Origin of the sequence: Streptomyces sp. NPDC096013 (genome assembly GCF_044763565.1) — a bacterium.
Classification (GTDB): Bacteria; Actinomycetota; Actinomycetes; order Streptomycetales; family Streptomycetaceae; genus Streptomyces.
In genome coordinates, this window is record NZ_JBIWGK010000002.1 from 763,248 (window position 1) to 780,417 (window position 17,170).

The window sequence follows — 17,170 nt, forward strand, 5'->3', positions numbered from 1 at the left end:
CTGCAGTAAGGGGAGGTGGACTTATGGGGTGACAAAGGCGTCGCCGGGCATGGCTGCGCCCTACGGAGTGACTCGGTTGGAATTCCGAACGGTGTTCTGGACGCCCGGGGTGCTCTAGACGCGGATGACCTGCGGCCCCAGCAACGAGTAGCGGTGGGCTTCGGCCGACGGGAGGAGCGTGCTCGTGACGATCGTCTCCAGGGCGCCGATGTCGGCGAACCGACAGAAGCTGACCGCCCCGAACTTGGTGTGCACACCCGCGAACACGGTGCGCCGGGCGGCGCGGATGGCCTGCGCCTTGACCTCGCTGACGGCGGGGTCGGGCGTGGTCAGGCCGTGTTCGCGGGAGATGCCGTTGGCGCCGATGAAGGCGAGGTCGAGGACGAAGCCGGCGAGCATCTTCGTCGTCCAGTGGTCCACGGTGGCCAGGGTGCCGTGCCGGACCCGGCCGCCGAGCAGCAGCACCGAGGTGTTCTCCGACTCGGCGAGCACGCCCGCCACGGGCAGGGACGCGGTGACCACGGTCAGCGGCCGGTCCCTGGGCAGCGCCTCGGCGATGAGCTGGGGGGTGAAGCCCTCGTCGACGAAGACGGTCTCGGCGTCCCCGAGTTGCTCGGCCGCCGCGAGGGCGATCCGGCGCTTCTCGGGGACATGGCTGGTGGCGCGGAAGGCGAGCGTCGTCTCGAAGCCGGCGCTCTCCACGGGGTAGGCGCCGCCATGGGTCCTGCGGACCAGCCCGTGGTCCTCCAGGGCCCGCAGATCGCGCCGCACGGTCTCCTTGGCCACGCCCAGCTCGGCGGCGAGCGCGGTGACGTCGACCGAGCCGGTGCGGCGCGCGACCCGCACGATCTCCCGCTGGCGTTCCTCCGCCGAACTCGTGCTCATGGCCGACACCGCCTTCCGCTCACCTGGGTACTGCCCGTTCGGGCCCGGTGGGACCCTTGGGGGAAGTTCTACAGCGGGTGCGCGGCACTGACCAGGCCTGTTGCACGCCCGATGCTGCCCGGGTGTGACCGTTTGCCGCGCGCCGTGCCCGTCGCGGACCTGCGCGGCTGTGCGCCGGGGCGTGAGATCGGGCAGCGTCCGTGCCCGAACACGGCGGCGGGCGGGCCCGTTCGGTGCCCGCCCGCCGCTCCGGAGTCCCTTTTTCCGTCAGTACGGCCAGATCGGCGGGTCGGTCACGAAGTGGCCGCCGAGGTAGGCGTGCGCCTCGATACCCGGCTGGAGCTCCCCCTGCTCGGCGACGAGCTTCTCGGCGTACGGCTCGGAGTCGTCCTGCGGCTCGTAGCCGAGCGCCCGCGCGGTCGACAGGTCCCACCACAGGCGGGTGTTGGCGGAGGAGCCGTAGACGACGGTGTGCCGGACGTCCTCGGCGGTCAGGGCCGCGTGGAAGAGGCGGGCGCCGTCGGCGGGGCTCATCCAGATCGACAGCATGCGGACGCTGCTGGGCTCCGGGAAGCAGGAGCCGATGCGCACGGAGACGGTCTCCAGGCCGTGCTTGTCCCAGTAGAGCTGCGCCAGGTCCTCGCCGAAGGACTTCGACAGGCCGTAGAAGGTGTCGGGGCGGTGCGGGGTGTCGACCGGGATCAGGGGGTCGTCGCCCTCGGGCCTCGGGGTGTAGCCGACGGCGTGGTTGGAGGAGGCGAAGACGATACGGGGGACGCCCTCCTGGCGGGCCGCTTCGTACAGGTTGTACGTGCCCTCGATGTTCGACGCCAGGATCTTGTCGAAGGAGGCTTCCAGGGAGATGCCCGCGAGATGGATGATCGCGTCGACGCCCCGCACGGCCTCGCGGAGCGCCGCCCGGTCGGAGAGGTCGGCGGTGATCGCGTCCGGCTCGCCCTCGATGGGGCGGACGTCCAGCAGGCGCAGTTCGTAGCCGTAGGAGGGGAGCAGCTCCCGCATCAGGGTGCCGAGCCCGCCTGCGGCGCCGGTGAGCAGAACGGTGCGGGGAGCGGGCATCCTCGGTCTCCTTGGGGTCGGCAGTGGCTGACTGGCCTCATCCGTGAACTCAATTCACATGCATGGACACGCTAAGGAGCGGCCACCATGCCCGTCAAGTGTGGCGCGGACCTGGGAAATCCGCTTCCTTCTTGCTCATTTGCCTGCTTGACCCACCCTGAGGCAGATCCTTAGGGTGGGGCTGTTCAGAAATGTAGACGTTGATCAGAAGAACGCACGCGCCTGTTTCAAGGGAGAGCCCGTGACGCCAGCCCCTCTCGCCGACCGGCTCAGTATCCCCAGCGGGCCGCTGTTCTTCCCCGTCACCCCGTACGGCCCCGACGGCTCCGTCGATCTCGACGTCTACCGCGCGCATGTCCGCCGGGGCGTCGAGGCCGGGGCCGCCGCCGTGTTCGCGTGCTGCGGCACCGGCGAGTTCCACGCGCTGCTGCCCGAGGAGTTCGAGGCGTGCGTCCGGGCGGCCGTGGAGGCGACCGCGGGCCGGGTGCCGGTGGTCGCGGGCGCGGGCTACGGCACCGCCCTCGCCGTACGGTACGCACGGCTCGCGGAGGACGCCGGGGCGGACGGGCTGCTCGCCATGCCGCCGTACCTGGTGGTCGCCGGGCAGGAGGGACTGTTGCGGCACTACCGCGAGGTGGCCGCCGCGACCGCGCTGCCCGTCATCGTCTACCAGCGCGACAACGCGGTGTTCACCCCGGCCACGGTCGTCGAACTCGCCCGCACCGACGGCATCATCGGCTTCAAGGACGGCCTCGGCGACCTCGACCTGATGCAACGCGTCCTGAGCGCCCTCCGCGCCGAAGTCCCCGGCGAATTCCTCTACTTCAACGGCCTGCCGACCGCCGAACTGACCCAGCTCGCCTACCGGGGTATCGGCATCACCCTCTACTCGTCCGCCGTGTTCTGCTTCGTCCCCGAGATCGCGCTCGCCTTCCATCGGGCCCTCGCCACCGGCGACGACACCACGGCCAACCGCCTCCTGGACGGCTTCTACCGCCCGTTCGTCGAACTCCGCGCGCAGGGACGGGGTTACGCCGTCTCGCTCGTCAAGGCGGGTGTGCGCATGCGGGGGCTGGACGTCGGCGAGGTCCGCCCACCGCTGACCGAACCGACCGAGGACCACGTCAAACAACTGGCCCAACTCATCGAGCGCGGCTATACGTTGATCGAGTCGCAGGTCGAGACGCAGATCGAGCCGCGGATCGAGGAGGACGCGTGAAGGCATCGGCGTTCGTCTACCCCTGGGACGTCAACGGCGACCCGGAGGCCGGTGACCGGATCGCTCGACTCGGCGTCCGGCAGGCGACCTTGGCCTCCGCGTACCACTCCACGCGCGCACTGACCCCCCGCCACCCGCGCCATCGCATCGTCACCGCCGAACACGCGGCCGTGCTGTATCCGCCGGACGGCCGCTGGCAGGGACGGGAGTTGAGGCCGTACCCGGCCGGGGACTGGGCGCCGGGTGACGCCTTCGGCGAGGCCGCCGCCGCCCTCGCGGACGCGGGCCTGGCGGTCCACACCTGGGTCGTCCTCGCCCACAACTCCCGCCTGGGCGCGGACCATCCGGACACCTCGGTGGTCAACGCCTACGGCGACCGCTACCCCTGGGCCCCCTGCATCGCCCAGCCCGCGACCCGGACGTACCTCGTCGACCTCGCTGCCGAGGCCGCCGTACGCCCCGGCGCGCACGGCACCGAACTGGAGTCCCTCGGCTGGTACGGCCTCGCCCACCTGCACGCCCACGACAAGACCGCCGGGGTCGGGCTCGGGGACGCCGGCCAGTACCTGATGTCCCTGTGCTTCTGCCCCACCTGCCGGGAGGGCTACGGCGAACACGGCCTCGACGCCGAGGAGTTGGCGGCGGCCGTACACGCCGCGCTGGCGCCGGTGTGGCAGGGGGCGCCCTCCGACGGCGGCTGGGCGGGGGTCGGGAAACTCCTCGGCGACGCCCACGCGACCGCCACCCGCGCCTGGCGCGACGAACGGGCCCGCACCCTCCAGGAGACGGCGGTCGCGGCGGTCCGGGCCGCCGCACCCGCCGACTTCCAGATCCTCCTGCACGCGGACCCGGAGTCGTACCACTGCGGCGCCAACGCGGGTGTGGACCCGGGGCACATTCTCTCGGTGGCGGACGGTGTGGTCGTACCCTGCACGGCCGGCGCGGGCCTGCTGACACCGTTCGCCGAGCAGGGCCGCGACGGGGCGGTGCTGGCAGCCAACTTCACGGTGGTCTCCGGGATGGGGGGACGGCCGGGGTCGTTGGCGGCGGACGCGGAACGGGCCCGGAGCCTCGGCGCGACCGAACTACGGCTGTATCACGCGGGGTTGGCGTCGGAAGGGGATCTGGCGGAGGTGCGGTCGGCACTGGCGGGGTCCTGAGACGACACCTTGCCCGGCGCCTGGGGCGGGCCTTGAGCTGGGCCTTGAGCTGGGCCAGGAGTCGGCCCTTGATCCGGGTTTTGAGCCGAGCCTTGATCCGGGTGTGCAGGGACCTGCGCCGGGCCTTGTTCCGGGTGTGCCGCGGCCCGATCCGGAGTCGCGCCCGCCCCAAACACCCCCAGCCAGGCCCCCGTTGCGAGCAACCCCAGCCCGATGGCGATCAACAACACCCGGACGTCGGCCAGTTCGACCATCCCCGCCCCCGCCCCCAGCCCGATCACGTTCGGCGTGAAGATCAGGGTGTTGGCGGTCGCGGTGCCCCGGCCCAGCAGCGGTCCCGGCAACTCCCGCTGCACGGCGGTGAACGCGGCGATCAGCACACACGGCAGCCCCAGCCCGATGGCCGCACCGCACGCCAGCACCACCGCGTCGGAGGGCACGGCCCGCGCCGCCACCCCGACAGCCGTGAGCCCGATCCCGGCCGCCCCGAACCGCCGCTCACCGAGCCGTCGTAGCGCGGGCCCCGAGACCAGTCCGACCGCGACCGAGCCGGTGCCCTGGGCCGCGTACAACACGCCTGTGTAGGTGGGGGAGTGGCCCAGGGCGCCGACGATCGCGTAGGTCGTGGAACTGCTCAGGGAGGCGAGGAACATCGTGGCCCCGCCCGCCAGGACCAGCGGGCGCAGCAACGGGTGGCGCCACAACTCCCGTACGCCCTCGGCGGTTTGGGAGCGCCAGGTGCCGGAGGGGCGCTGCGGCCGTTCCTCCTGCGCGCGGATCGGCAGCCACAGGCCCGCCGCCAGTACGAAGGTGACCGCGTCCAGACCGGCCACCGCGGGCCCGCCGAACGCGGCGTACAGCCCCGCGCCGGTCAGCGGTGCGACCAGCTTCATGCCCTCGACGGCCGTCATCCGCAGCCCGTTGAAGTCGCCGAGGAGGTCCCGGTCGACGACGGTCGCGAGGAGGGCGGACTCGGCGGGGTCCTGGACGACGATGGTGGTGCCGTAGACGAAGAGGACCGTGAAGAGCAGCCACAGGCGGGTGCGGGAGTCGACGGCGAGGAGGGTGAGGAGGAGGGCGGCCAGACCGAGGTTGGTCCCGATCAGCAGGGGCTTGCGGCGGACGCGGTCGGCGATCGTGCCGAGGGCCGGGCCGCACAGGGTCGGGGCCCACACGGCGAAGGTGCACAGCGCGGCGAGACCGTTCGAACCGGTGAGGTCCTTCACCCACACCCCGGCCGCGAGCCCGAGCGCGGACGTGCCGAAGGCGGACACCACGAGGCCCGCGAGATACAGCCCCGCGTTGCGGTCCCGCAGGATGCGCGTGACCGTCCAGTTTGTCGTCATGCCTGGTCATCGTGGGTCTAAGGCGGGGGTGGGGGCATCGGGCAGGTGCCGTAGAAACGGGGTGGTCGCCGTGGTGCGGGACGGGGAGCGATGAGTTTCGGGCGCACCGCCGGTCTACCCAATGGATTCAGCTCACGAGTCCGCCGCACGAGTCCGTTTGACGAGTCCGCTTCACGAGTTCACTTCGGATCAGGTGTGGAGACCGAACCACCGGAAGGGCAGCGCATGACTGACAACACGTTCGACTTCGGACCGCAGACCCGGGTCATCGCCGGGCTCGCGGAGGGCATCCCGGACGAGCGTCTCGGGGACGGGACGCCGTGTCCCGACTACGCCGTACGGCATCTGCTGGGCCATGTGCTCGGCCTGTCCGTCGCCTTCCGCGACGCCGCGCGCAAGGACCTGGGTGCCACGACCGACACCAGCCCGAGCCTCGCCACCCTCCCCGACATCGGCCCCGACTGGCGCGCCGAGCTCTCCAAGGCCCTCGACGGACTCGCCGAGGCCTGGCGCGACCCGGCCGCCTGGACCGGTATGACCCGCGCGGGCGGAGTGGACCTCCCCGGCGCGGTCGCCGCGGCCGTCGCCGCCGACGAACTGGTCATCCACGGCTGGGACCTGGCCACGGTCACCGGCTTGCCCTACGCCCCCGACCCGGCCGCCCTCCAGGCGTCGTACGACTTCCTGCTCGCGGCCGCACAGGACCCGACCCGCGGGGGCGGCATCTTCGGCCCGGTCGTCCCGGTACCGGAGGACGCGCCGTTGCTGGACCGGGCGGTGGGACTCAGCGGCCGGAATCCGGGGTGGAAGCCGTAGGCGCTGCCGAGGACTGGTCCCTCAGCCGTGGATCGGGAAGGACGCCTGGAACGCCAGCCGCTCGTCGGCCCCGTCGCCGATCCGGGCGAGGACCTCGTCGAGCGCGAGGAACTCTTCCCACACCGCCCTGCCGGTCGCTTCGGCCAGCCGGGCCACGACGAGATCCTCCAGTCCGGGAACACGTCTGTTCTTCCAGATCTTGTCGGCGAGGCTCACCAGGAGGTCCTCCAGGCCGACAGATGACCGCTCCCACGACGCGTGCGTCGCGGCGAAGCGGGCCAGCTCCGGGCTGATGCCGTGCCGGAGCAGCAGGGCCTGCCCCGCCTCCTCGTGCGCCGACCCGAGCCCGGAGAGTTCGGAGACGTGCACCGACTTGCCCACGTCGTGCGTCGCCGCCCCGAAGAGCACCGCCTCACGGTCGACGACCACGGCCGGGTAGTGCCGCTCCAGCCAGGTGAGCAGCTGATGTGCGACGTCGTGGACGGCTCGCAGGTGAGCCGCCAGCCGGGGCGGGCTGTCCAGCTCCGACAGAAGGCCGACGACAACATCCGGCAGGGGGAGCAGAGAGGTGTCGACGGTGCCGCACATCGCCTGCGACAGGAGGGGGCTGGTCATCACCGCGGCAGGATACTGACCGCGCCTCGTCCGGGGGATACCCGCGAACCCCCGGAGTCCGGGCGCCGCGGAACACCTGAACCGTGAGCACTCCAGGGCCCGGAACCGTACTCTTCCCCACCATGCCCCTCAGCCTCACCACCCTCGGCACCGCCTCCCCGCACCCGCGACCCGGCCGACCCTGTTCCGGGTATCTGGTGCGCGGTGGGGGCGCCGAGGTGTGGGTGGACGCGGGGACCGGGACGTTCGCCGAGTTGCAGCGGCACACGGACCCGGCGCGGCTGACGGCGATCTGGATCTCGCATCTGCATGCCGACCACAGCGCCGATCTCCTCGCCGCCGCCTACGCGTTCGCCTTCGGCGGGATGACACCGGCCGCCCCGATCCCGCTCTACGCCCCGCAGGACTGCGCGCGCCGGCTCGCCGGATTCTTCGGGCGGCCGGACGTACGGTTCCTGAACGGTGTCTTCGACTTCAGGCCGCTCTACGACGGACACGCCGTCCGGCACTGGAACCTCCGCCTCACCGCCCGCGCCGTCGTCCACGACACCGAGGCGTACGGGCTGCGCGCCGAGTGCCAGGGGAGCGTGCTGGGCTACTCCGGGGACAGCGGACCCTGCGAGGCGCTGTCCGAACTCGCGGCCGGCGCCGACGTGTTCCTCTGCGAGGCCGACATCGACCGGCATCGCGAAGGCGAACGGCGGGTGCACCTCACGCCCGAGGACGCCGGTGCCTGTGCCAAGGGTGCCCGCGAACTCCTCATCACCCACGTGGGACCCACCCTCACCCGCGAAGCGGCCCTGGAGCGCGCCGCCGCGATCTTCCCAGGCCGGACCTCCGCCGCGCTCGAAGGCGTCACCAAGACCATGTGAGTCCCGCCGGCCCGCAATCCCACCTTCCTTTGTCAGAAGCATTGACGAAACACAGGGCCGCTCCTACCTTCAAGCCGTCGTACTTCGTACGTCATATATGAGACGCGATACGCGAGATCAGATACGCGACCGCAGCCACGTGACATCCGAGAGGCGCGCATGACCTCTGTGCCCACGCCGATCCCGTCCCGCACGCAGTACGTGCAGGAGGAGATCAAACGCCGCATCCTCACCGGTCAGTTGACCCCGGGTCAGCCACTGGTCGAGACCGAACTCGCCGCACAGTTCGGGGTGTCCAAGACCCCCGTGCGCGAGGCGCTCAAGACCCTGGCCGGCACCGGACTCGTCGTGATGAACCAGTACAAGGGCGTCACGGTGCGCATGGTGGACGCGGACATGGCGCGCGAGGTGTACGACGTACGGCTGCTCCTCGAACCCGAGGCGCTGCGCCGGGCCGTGCGGCTGAGCGCGTCCCTCGACGACGCCCGCGACGCCCTGACCCGCGCCGACGAGGCCACCGACACCGCCGAACGCTCCCTGGCCAACCGGGAGTTCCACCGCGCCCTGTATCTGCCGTGCGGCAACCCGCTGCTCGGACGGATGCTCGACGAGGTCCGCGACCAGGCCGCCCTCGTCTCCGCCGTCGCCTGGGCCGCCTCGCCCTCCTGGGAACGGGAGGCCGGCGAACACCGCGAGATCCTGCGCCTCGCGCTCGACGGCGACGCGGACGGCGCGGCCACCGCGCTCCACGCCCACATCGCGTCGTTCGTGCAACGGGCCTTCCCCGGCACCGAGTTGGGACCCCAGGAAGAGGGCGGTCAGGCATGACAGCGGCGTTCGAGGCCCAACGCACCGCCCTGGCCGACGTGGTGGCGATCCCGGTCACCCCGTTCGCCGAGGACGGCAGCATCGACCAGGACACCCACCGCGCCCTGCTCCGCCGCCTGCTCGACGGCGGGATCGGCATCCTCACGCCGAACGGGAACACCGGCGAGTTCTACGCCCTGACCCCTCAAGAGCGGCAGCTCGTCACGGAGTCGACCGTCGAGGAGGCGGGCGACCGCGCCGCCGTCCTCGTCGGCGTCGGGCACGACGTCCCCACCGCCATCGCCTCCGCCCGGCACGCCCGCGACCTCGGCGCCCAGATGGTGATGATCCATCAGCCCGTCCACCCGTACGTCTCGCCGGGCGGCTGGGTCGACTACCACCGCGCCATCGCCGGGGCCGTGCCCGACCTGGGCGTCGTCCCGTACATCCGCAACGCCCAACTGCCCGGCGCCCGCCTCGCCGAACTCGCCGACGACTGCCCGAACGTGATCGGCGTCAAGTACGCCGTCCCGGACGCGGCCCGCTTCGCCGCCTTCGCCCGGGACGCGGGACTCGAACGCTTCGTGTGGATCGCGGGGTTGGCCGAACCGTACGCGCCCTCCTACTTCTCGGCGGGCGCCACCGGCTTCACCTCCGGGCTGGTGAACGTCGCCCCGTCCGTCTCGCTGAACATGATCGAAGCGCTTCGGTCGGGGGACTACCCGGGCGCCATGAAGGTGTGGGAGCAGATCCGCCGCTTCGAGGAGCTGAGGGCGGCGAACGGCTCCGCGAACAACGTCACGATCGTCAAGGAGGCGCTTGCCTCCCTCGGCCTGTGCCGCCGCGAGGTCCGCCCGCCGAGCAAGCCCCTGCCCGAGAGCGAGCGCGCCGAGGTCGCCGCGATAGCCGCCGGGTGGTCGATATGAAGTCACCGGAAGAGCTCAGAAGCCACCAGTGGTACGGCACCGACGGGCTGCGCTCCTTCAGCCACCGGGCCCGCACCCGCCAGCTCGGCTACCTCCCCGAGGAACACCTCGGCAAGCCCGTCATCGCGATCCTCAACACCTGGTCCGACATCAACCCGTGCCATGTCCACCTCCGCGACCGCGCGCAGGCCGTGAAGCGCGGGGTGTGGCAGGCGGGCGGCTTCCCCCTCGAATTCCCGGTCGCCACCCTCAGCGAGACCTTCCAGAAGCCGACCCCGATGCTCTACCGGAACCTCCTCGCGATGGAGACCGAGGAGCTGCTGCGGTCGTACCCCGTGGACGGCGCCGTGCTGATGGGCGGCTGCGACAAGTCGACGCCCGCGCTGCTCATGGGCGCCGCCTCCGTCGACCTCCCCACCGTCTTCGTGCCGGCCGGGCCGATGCTGCCGGGCCACTGGCGCAACGAGGTCCTCGGTTCCGGCACCGACATGTGGAAGTACTGGGACGACCGGCGCGCGGGCCTCATCGGCGACTGCGAGCTGACCGAACTGGAGAGCGGCCTCGCGCGCTCCCCCGGGCACTGCATGACCATGGGGACGGCGTCCACGCTGACGGCCGCCGCCGAGGCGCTGGGCGTGACCGTGCCGGGCGCGTCCAGCATTCCCGCCGTGGACTCGGGGCACGATCGGATGGCCGCGCAATCCGGCATGAGGATCGTCGAACAGGTCCACAAGGGCCGTGTTCTCTCGTCGATCCTCACCCAGGAGGCCTTCGAGGACGCGGTCACCACCGTCCTCGGCCTCGGCGGCTCCACCAACGCCGTGATCCACCTCATCGCCATGGCCGGCCGCGCGGGCGCCCGCCTCACGCTCGACGACTTCGACCGCATCGCCCGCACGGTCCCGGTCCTCGCGAACGTACGGCCCGGCGGACAGACGTACCTCATGGAGGACTTCCACTTCGCGGGCGGCCTCCCCGGCTTCCTCTCCCGCATCACCGACCTGCTCCACCTCGACCGGCCGACGGTCTCCCACGACACCCTCGGCGAGCAGCTCGCGGGCGCCCTGGTGCACAACGACGACGTGATCCGCCCCCGAGACAACCCGGTCGCGAGCGAGGGCGGGGTCGCCGTCCTGCGTGGCAACCTCTGCCCGGACGGCGCCGTCATCAAGCACATCGCCGCCGAACCCCACCTGCTGAAGCACACCGGCCCCGCGGTCGTCTTCGACGACTACAGGACCATGCAACGCACCATCAACGACCCGGAGTTGGGCATCACCGCCGACAGCGTGCTGGTGCTGCGCAACGCGGGCCCCAAGGGCGGCCCCGGCATGCCGGAGTACGGCATGCTCCCGCTCCCCGACCACCTCCTCAAGCAGGGCGTCCGGGACATGGTCCGTATCTCCGACGCCCGGATGAGCGGGACGAGTTACGGCACCTGCGTGCTGCACATCGCGCCCGAGTCGTATGTCGGCGGACCACTGGCGCTCGTGCGGACCGGGGACACCATCACCCTGGACGTCGAGGCGCGCACCCTCCAACTCAACGTGGAAGAAAAGGAGTTGGAGACACGCAGGGCGGAGTGGACACCGCCGCCCGCACGGTACGAACGCGGCTACGGCGCGCTCTACAACGACCAGATCACCCAGGCGGACACCGGCTGCGACTTCGAGTTCCTCGCCCGACCGGGCAAGGTCGCCGACCCGTACGCGGGTTAGCCCCGCTCGTCACGCACGGAACAGCATCGCACAGCAGCGCCCCGCACCACAGCGTCCCGCGCATCAGCGCACAGCACCGCACCACAGCGTCCCGCACAGCGCCGCACTCCACCCATCGAGAAAGCGCTTCCCCTCGTACATGACCCACCGCAAGCGAACGGAGAACAGTCATGGCCCAAGCCGCAGCCGTGGCGAAACCGCCCGCGCCACCCCGGCGGCGCCGTGCCTCCGCGACCCCGCGCAGGCTCCCGTACCTGCTGATCGCTCCGGCGGCCCTGCTCATGCTGGGCTTCATCGCCTACCCGGTCATCAGCGTCTTCTACTACAGCCTGCAGAACTACAACCCCACCAAGCCGTGGCGCAACGGCTTCGCGGGCCTCGACAACTTCACCCACGCCTTCACCGACGACCCGCAGTTCTGGGACACGTTGACGTTCAGCGCCAAGTGGGTCGTCGTGGAGGTGGGCCTCCAACTGCTCTTCGGCCTGGCCCTCGCACTGATCGTCAACCAGACCTTCGTGGGCCGCTCCATCGGCCGCGCGCTGGTGTTCTCCCCGTGGGCCGTGTCGGGCGTCCTGACCTCCGCGATCTGGGTGCTGCTCTACAACTCCCAGACGGGCGTGACGCGTTACCTCGCCGACATGGGAATCGGCCAGTACGGCACGAGCTGGCTCTCCGACCCCTCGACCGTCTTCTCCGCGGCCGTGGTCGCGGACCTCTGGCGAGGCGTCCCCTTCTTCGCGATCCTCATCCTCGCCGACCTCCAGTCCGTGTCGAAGGACCTCTACGAGGCCGCCGAGGTCGACGGCGCCAGCCGCTTCCAGCAGTTCCGGAACATCACCCTGCCGCACCTCAAGGACGCGATCGTGCTGTCCACCCTGCTGCGCGCGGTCTGGGAGTTCAACAACGTCGACCTGCTCTACACCCTGACCGGCGGCGGCCCGGCCGGCGAGACGACCACGCTCCCGCTGTACGTCGCCAACACCAGCGTCGAGGCCCACAACTTCGGCTACGCGTCGGCCCTCACCACGGTCGCGTTCGTGATCCTGCTCTTCTTCTCGATCGTCTATCTGCGGCTGAGCAAGTTCGGAGGTGGCGACAAGTGATCACCGAGATCGCCCCGGCCCGCGAGCGGGAGTCCGCCGCCCCGCCCCCGCCGCGCAAGGCCCGCCGCGCCTGGGACGAGGTCCCGCGCTGGCAGATCTACGTCCCCCTGGGGATCTACCTCGTCTTCACCCTGATCCCCTTCTACTGGATTCTCCTCTTCGCGTTCCGCCCGGCCGGTTCGACCTCCCTGGTGCCCTGGCCGATGACCTTCGACCACTTCCAGAAGGTGTGGACCGACCGCAGCTTCGGCGTCTACTTCCAGAACAGCGTCTACGTCGGCGTCGCCACCCTGGTCCTCACCACGGTGGTCGCCCTGGCCGGCGGCTATGCGCTCGCCCGTTTCGAGTTCAGGGTCAAGCGGGCGTTCATGCTGGCCCTGCTCTGCTCCCAATTCGTGCCGGGCGCCCTGCTGTTGGTGCCGCTGTTCCAGATCTTCGCCAAGCTCCAGATGATCAACTCGCTCGGCAGTGTCGTCATCGCGGAGACCGTCTTCCAGCTGCCGCTGTCGATGATCCTGATCAGCGGCTTCATCCGGAACGTCCCGCAGTCCCTGGAGGAGGCCGCCTGGGTCGACGGCTGCGACCGCTTCGCCGCCTTCCGCATCGTCGTCCTCCCGCTGCTGCGGCCCGGGTTGATCGCCGTCGGTTCCTTCGCCTTCGTGCACGCCTGGAACCACTTCCTGTTCGCCCTGATGTTCCTGTCCGACCAGAGCAAGCAGACGATCCCGGTCGGCCTCAACACCCTGATGGGCGCCGACAGCGTCGATCTCGGCGCGCTCGCCGCGGGCGGCATCATCGCGGCCGTACCGGTGGTGATCGTGTTCGCCTTCATCCAGAAGTGGCTGATCACCGGCTTCAGCGCGGGGGCGGTGAAGGGATGAGGCAACCGCTTACCCTGCTGACGAAGATCGCCGAAGCAGGGAGAATCCCATGAACCCCACCGCCGGTCCTACGACCGTCTCCACGCCCGTCCCCCTGGTCCTCGCCGGTGCGCGCGGTCACGGCCGCTGGCACGTCGAGAACATCCGCAGGCTCCAGGACAAGGGGCTCGTCCGCCTCGCCGGAATCTGCGAGCTGACCCCGCTGACCGAGGAGGAGTTCGGGGGCGAACTCCCGGCGCAGTCACCGGACTTCGGCGCCCTCCTCGACTCCACCGGCGCCCGGGTGGCGGTGGTCTGCACCCCGATCCCCACCCACACGGACCTCGCCCTGGCCGCCGCGAAGCGGGGCGTGCATCTGCTGCTGGAGAAGCCGCCCGCACCGTCGTACGCCGAGTTCCGCCGCATGGCCGACGGGGTCGCCGCGGCCGGGGTGGTCTGCCAGATCGGGTTCCAGTCGCTCGGCTCGCACGCCGTGCCCGCGGTCCGCGAGCTGATCGAGAAGGGCGCGATCGGCACGGTGACCGGGGTCGGCGGCGCCGGTGCCTGGGCCCGCGACGAGGCGTACTACCGGCGCGCCCCCTGGGCGGGCAAGCGGCGCCTGAACGGCGTAGACGTGATCGACGGGGCGCTCACCAACCCCCTCGCGCACGCCGTCGCCACCGCTCTCGCCCTCAATGAGACGACCCGCGCCGAGGACGTGGTCCGCATCGAGACCGAACTCCTGCGGGCCAACGACATCGAGTCCGACGACACCTCCTGCGTCCGCGTCACCACCGTCCAGGGCCGCCCGGTCACCGTCGCCGTGACCCTGTGCGCCGAACACCCCGGCGAGCCCTACGTGGTGGTGCACGGCAGCGAGGGCCGGATCACCTACTGGTACAAGCAGGACCGCGTCCTGCTCCAGCGCGCGGGCCACGGCCCCGAGGAGTTCGAGTACGGCCGCACCGACCTGCTGGAGAACCTCGTCGCCCATCTCACCGACGGCGACGCCCTGTTGGTCGAACCCGACGCAACAGGCGCCTTCATGAAGGTCGTCGAGGCGATCCGCCGGGCCCCCGACCCGGCCCAACTGCCCACCGGCGCCTGGCACGTGATCCCCACCGAGCACCGCCGGGTCGTCCCCGGCATCGACGCCCTGGTCACGGCGGCGGCCGACACCCTCGCCCTCTACTCCGAACTGGGCGCCGCCTGGGCCCCACCGAAAGAGGTGAGCACCTGATGATCACCCACGACACGCCGGTGCTGCGCGTCGCGGGCCGCCCGGTCGCCCGGTACGTCACCCGGCCCGAGCTGCCCGACCGGCTCTCCCCGCGCCCGTATCTGCACCCCGTGACCACCCTCGCGGGCACGGCGGTCACCGAGTTGAGCCCCGTCGACCACACCCACCACCTCGGCGTCGGTGTCGCCGTTCCCGACGTCGAGGGGCACAACTTCTGGGGCGGCCGCACCTACGTCCGGGGCCAGGGCCCCACGGAACTGGACAACCACGGCGCCCAACGCCACTCCGGTTTCCAGCTCCGCGACCCCGACGGCTTCGTCGAGGAACTCCGCTGGGTGGCCTCCGGTGCCGAGCTGCTCCGCGAACGCCGTACGGTCGCCGCCACCGAACTCACCGACACGGCCTGGGCGTTGGACTTCACCTTCTCCCTCACCAACGTCACACAGGGCGCCCTCTCGATCGGCAGCCCCGCCACCAACGGCCGCCCCGGAGCCGCGTACGGCGGCTTCTTCTGGCGAGCCCGCAAGGAGGCCGAGACCCCGGGCGTCTTCACCGCCGACCGCGAGGGCGAACCGGAGGTCCACGGCACCCGCGCCGACTGGCTCGCCCTCACCGGCACCGGCTGGACCCTCGTCTTCGCCGGCGCCACCGACCGCACCCGCCGCGACCCGTGGTTCGTCCGCACCGCCGAATACCCCGGCGTGGGCGCCTCGTTGGCGACGGAGGAGCGGCTGTCGGTCCCGCCCGGCGACACGGTCGTACGGCGGATCGTCACCGTCGTCGCCGACGGCCGCCTGGACCGCGCCGAGGCCGCCGCGCTCGTGCGGAAGGCGGTCGGCCGGTGACCCACGAGACGTACACCAACCCCGTCCTGAACGCCGACTGGTCCGACCCGGACGTCATCCGCGTCGGCGACGACTTCTACCTCACCGCGTCCAGCTTCGGCCGCGTACCGGGCCTGCCCCTGCTGCACTCCCGCGACCTCGTCAACTGGACTCTGGTCGGCCACGCCCTCCAACGCCTGGAACCGGAGGCGGAGTTCACGGCACCACGGCACGACTGCGGGGTGTGGGCACCGGCGTTGAGGTACCACGACGAACGCTTCTGGATCTTCTGGGGCGACCCCGACCAGGGCATCTTCCAGGTCAACGCCCCGGAGATACGCGGCCCTTGGACCCGTCCCCACCTCCTCAAGGAGGGCAAGGGACTCATCGACCCCTGCCCGCTGTGGGACGACGACCACGACGAGGCCTACCTCGTGCACGCCTGGGCCAGGTCCCGCGCGGGCATCAAGAACCGCCTCACCGGCCACCGCATGCACCCCGACGGCACGACCCTCCTCGACGACGGCAAGGTCATCGTCGACGCCGACCGCATCCCCGGCTGGTTCACCCTGGAGGGCCCCAAACTCCACCTGCACGACGGCTGGTTCTGGATTCTCGCCCCCGCGGGGGGAGTCGAGACCGGCTGGCAGGGCGCGTTCCGCTCCCGCGGCTTCTTCGGACCGTACGAGGAGAAGGTCGTCCTGGAGCAGGGGGACACCGACGTCAACGGCCCCCACCAGGGCGCCTGGGTGAGCACGCCGTCCGGCGAGGACTGGTTCCTGCACTTCCAACAGCGCGGCGCCTACGGCCGGTTGGTCCACCTCCAGCCGATGCGCTGGGACGGTGGGGGCACCTCCCGGTCGAGCGAAGCCGAGAATGGGGGAGGCTGGCCGGTCATCGGCGACGCGGGCGCCCCCGTGGCCGTACACCGGAAACCTGATCTTCCGCCGCAGCCGACCGCCGCGCCCGCCACCGACGACGACTTCCCCGGCGGACGGTACGGCCGCCAGTGGCAGTGGACGGCGAACCCCCATGACGGCTGGGCCACCCACCACTCCGGCGACGGCCTGCGGCTGACCTGCGTCCGCACCGCCGACACCCACGACCTGCGCCGCCTGCCGAACCTCCTCACCCAGCGCCTCCCCGCCACCCCCGTCGCCGTCGAGGTCGAACTGCGGCTGCACAGCGAGGAGGCGGGCGCGCGCGCCGGACTCGCCGTGCTCGGTGACACGTACAGCTGGATCGGGTTGCAGCGGGGCGCCGACGGCACGGTGATGTTCGTCCACCGCTTCGCCGAACCCGGCACCGTGGGAACACCTCCCGCGCCTCCCGGGCAGTGGGAGAGCGAACGCGACGCGGGCGAGCCCTGCCCCGCGCCCTCGGGCCGGGTCAGCCTCCGCATCGAGATCGGCACGGGCGCGCGCTGCCGTTTCCGCTACGACCTCGGGGACGGGCCGCGTCCGAGCGGTCAGATCTTCGCCGCCACCCCGTGGCGCTGGGTCGGCGCCCTGCTCGGGCTGTTCGCGCTCGCGCCCGTCGGCACGGGACATGCCGGCGCGGCCGGTTTCACGCGGTTCCGGATCACTTCCCTCCACTGACCTGCCCTGCCCGTACGCCTGTTGGGAGTCGCCATGACGCACCTCCGTGGCAAGCGCTTGCCCGTCCTTCGTGACGTCACCACCCCGTTGGATCCATCGGA

Annotated in this window: 16 protein-coding genes; 12 read left to right on the forward strand and 4 right to left on the reverse strand. The window is 71.3% G+C overall.

Annotated elements, in window-relative coordinates; translation table 11 throughout:
* Positions 1-114: 114 nt before the first annotated feature.
* Positions 115-885: a DeoR/GlpR family DNA-binding transcription regulator gene (locus ACIRB1_RS10935; protein WP_266767449.1), complete on the reverse strand. Its 771-nt coding sequence runs from the start codon at positions 883-885 to the stop codon at positions 115-117.
* A 267-nt stretch (positions 886-1,152) separates the two neighbouring features.
* Positions 1,153-1,962, reverse strand: coding sequence for an NAD(P)-dependent oxidoreductase (locus ACIRB1_RS10940; RefSeq protein ID WP_352184603.1), 810 nt, complete (start codon positions 1,960-1,962; stop codon positions 1,153-1,155).
* A gap of 241 nt (positions 1,963-2,203) precedes the next feature.
* Between ACIRB1_RS10940 and ACIRB1_RS10945 the strand changes: the two genes are divergently transcribed.
* Together ACIRB1_RS10945 and ACIRB1_RS10950 are read left to right on the forward strand one after the other, a co-directional pair.
* Positions 2,204-3,181 (forward strand): 5-dehydro-4-deoxyglucarate dehydratase, encoded by a 978-nt coding sequence (locus ACIRB1_RS10945; RefSeq protein WP_403465291.1) that lies wholly within the window; start codon positions 2,204-2,206, stop codon positions 3,179-3,181.
* On the forward strand, positions 3,178-4,341 hold the full coding sequence (locus ACIRB1_RS10950) for a hypothetical protein (RefSeq protein WP_403465292.1): 1,164 nt from the start codon (positions 3,178-3,180) through the stop codon (positions 4,339-4,341). The genes ACIRB1_RS10945 and ACIRB1_RS10950 overlap by 4 nt, the downstream gene beginning before the upstream one ends.
* Here ACIRB1_RS10950 and ACIRB1_RS10955 read toward each other — a convergent pair.
* Positions 4,278-5,687: an MFS transporter gene (locus ACIRB1_RS10955; protein WP_403465293.1), complete on the reverse strand. Its 1,410-nt coding sequence runs from the start codon at positions 5,685-5,687 to the stop codon at positions 4,278-4,280. The genes ACIRB1_RS10950 and ACIRB1_RS10955 overlap by 64 nt on opposite strands.
* 225 nt (positions 5,688-5,912) lie before the next feature.
* On the opposite strand from ACIRB1_RS10955, the gene ACIRB1_RS10960 reads away from it, so the two are divergent.
* A complete protein-coding gene (locus ACIRB1_RS10960; RefSeq protein WP_403465294.1) occupies positions 5,913-6,503 on the forward strand; it encodes a TIGR03086 family metal-binding protein in 591 nt (196 codons plus the stop codon).
* Between the two features lie 21 nt (positions 6,504-6,524).
* Here the strand turns inward: ACIRB1_RS10960 and ACIRB1_RS10965 are convergent, their stop codons facing one another.
* Positions 6,525-7,118, reverse strand: a complete 594-nt coding sequence (locus ACIRB1_RS10965) for an HD domain-containing protein (RefSeq protein WP_403465295.1) — start codon at positions 7,116-7,118, stop codon at positions 6,525-6,527.
* A 122-nt stretch (positions 7,119-7,240) separates the two neighbouring features.
* Here ACIRB1_RS10965 and ACIRB1_RS10970 point away from each other — a divergent pair, with 122 nt between their 5' ends.
* The 9 genes from ACIRB1_RS10970 (at position 7,241) to ACIRB1_RS11010 (ending at position 17,069) form a co-directional block, all read left to right on the forward strand.
* A complete protein-coding gene (locus tag ACIRB1_RS10970) occupies positions 7,241-7,990 on the forward strand; it encodes an MBL fold metallo-hydrolase (protein ID WP_352184597.1) in 750 nt (249 codons plus the stop codon).
* Positions 7,991-8,149: 159 nt separating this feature from the next.
* Positions 8,150-8,818, forward strand: coding sequence for a GntR family transcriptional regulator (locus tag ACIRB1_RS10975; RefSeq protein ID WP_352184596.1), 669 nt, complete (start codon positions 8,150-8,152; stop codon positions 8,816-8,818).
* On the forward strand, positions 8,815-9,723 hold the full coding sequence (locus ACIRB1_RS10980) for a dihydrodipicolinate synthase family protein (RefSeq protein ID WP_403465296.1): 909 nt from the start codon (positions 8,815-8,817) through the stop codon (positions 9,721-9,723). Before ACIRB1_RS10975 ends, ACIRB1_RS10980 begins: the two co-directional genes overlap by 4 nt.
* Positions 9,720-11,441: an L-arabinonate dehydratase gene (gene araD / locus ACIRB1_RS10985; protein ID WP_403465297.1), complete on the forward strand. Its 1,722-nt coding sequence runs from the start codon at positions 9,720-9,722 to the stop codon at positions 11,439-11,441. The genes ACIRB1_RS10980 and araD overlap by 4 nt, the downstream gene beginning before the upstream one ends.
* 170 nt (positions 11,442-11,611) lie before the next feature.
* Positions 11,612-12,547 carry a carbohydrate ABC transporter permease gene (locus ACIRB1_RS10990; RefSeq protein ID WP_403465298.1) on the forward strand — a complete coding sequence of 312 codons (936 nt, stop codon included), beginning with the start codon at positions 11,612-11,614 and terminating at the stop codon, positions 12,545-12,547.
* Entirely contained in the window at positions 12,544-13,428 is an 885-nt protein-coding gene (locus ACIRB1_RS10995) for a carbohydrate ABC transporter permease (RefSeq protein WP_403465299.1), read from the forward strand. Before ACIRB1_RS10990 ends, ACIRB1_RS10995 begins: the two co-directional genes overlap by 4 nt.
* Before the next feature lie 49 nt (positions 13,429-13,477).
* The gene (locus ACIRB1_RS11000) at positions 13,478-14,647 is read left to right on the forward strand and encodes a Gfo/Idh/MocA family oxidoreductase (RefSeq protein WP_352184592.1); all 1,170 of its coding nucleotides are present in this window, start codon (positions 13,478-13,480) and stop codon (positions 14,645-14,647) included.
* Positions 14,647-15,492, forward strand: a complete 846-nt coding sequence (locus ACIRB1_RS11005) for a PmoA family protein (protein WP_403465300.1) — start codon at positions 14,647-14,649, stop codon at positions 15,490-15,492. The genes ACIRB1_RS11000 and ACIRB1_RS11005 overlap by 1 nt, the downstream gene beginning before the upstream one ends.
* Entirely contained in the window at positions 15,489-17,069 is a 1,581-nt protein-coding gene (locus ACIRB1_RS11010) for a family 43 glycosylhydrolase (protein ID WP_403465301.1), read from the forward strand. The genes ACIRB1_RS11005 and ACIRB1_RS11010 overlap by 4 nt, the downstream gene beginning before the upstream one ends.
* The last annotated feature ends 101 nt before the right edge of the window (positions 17,070-17,170 follow it).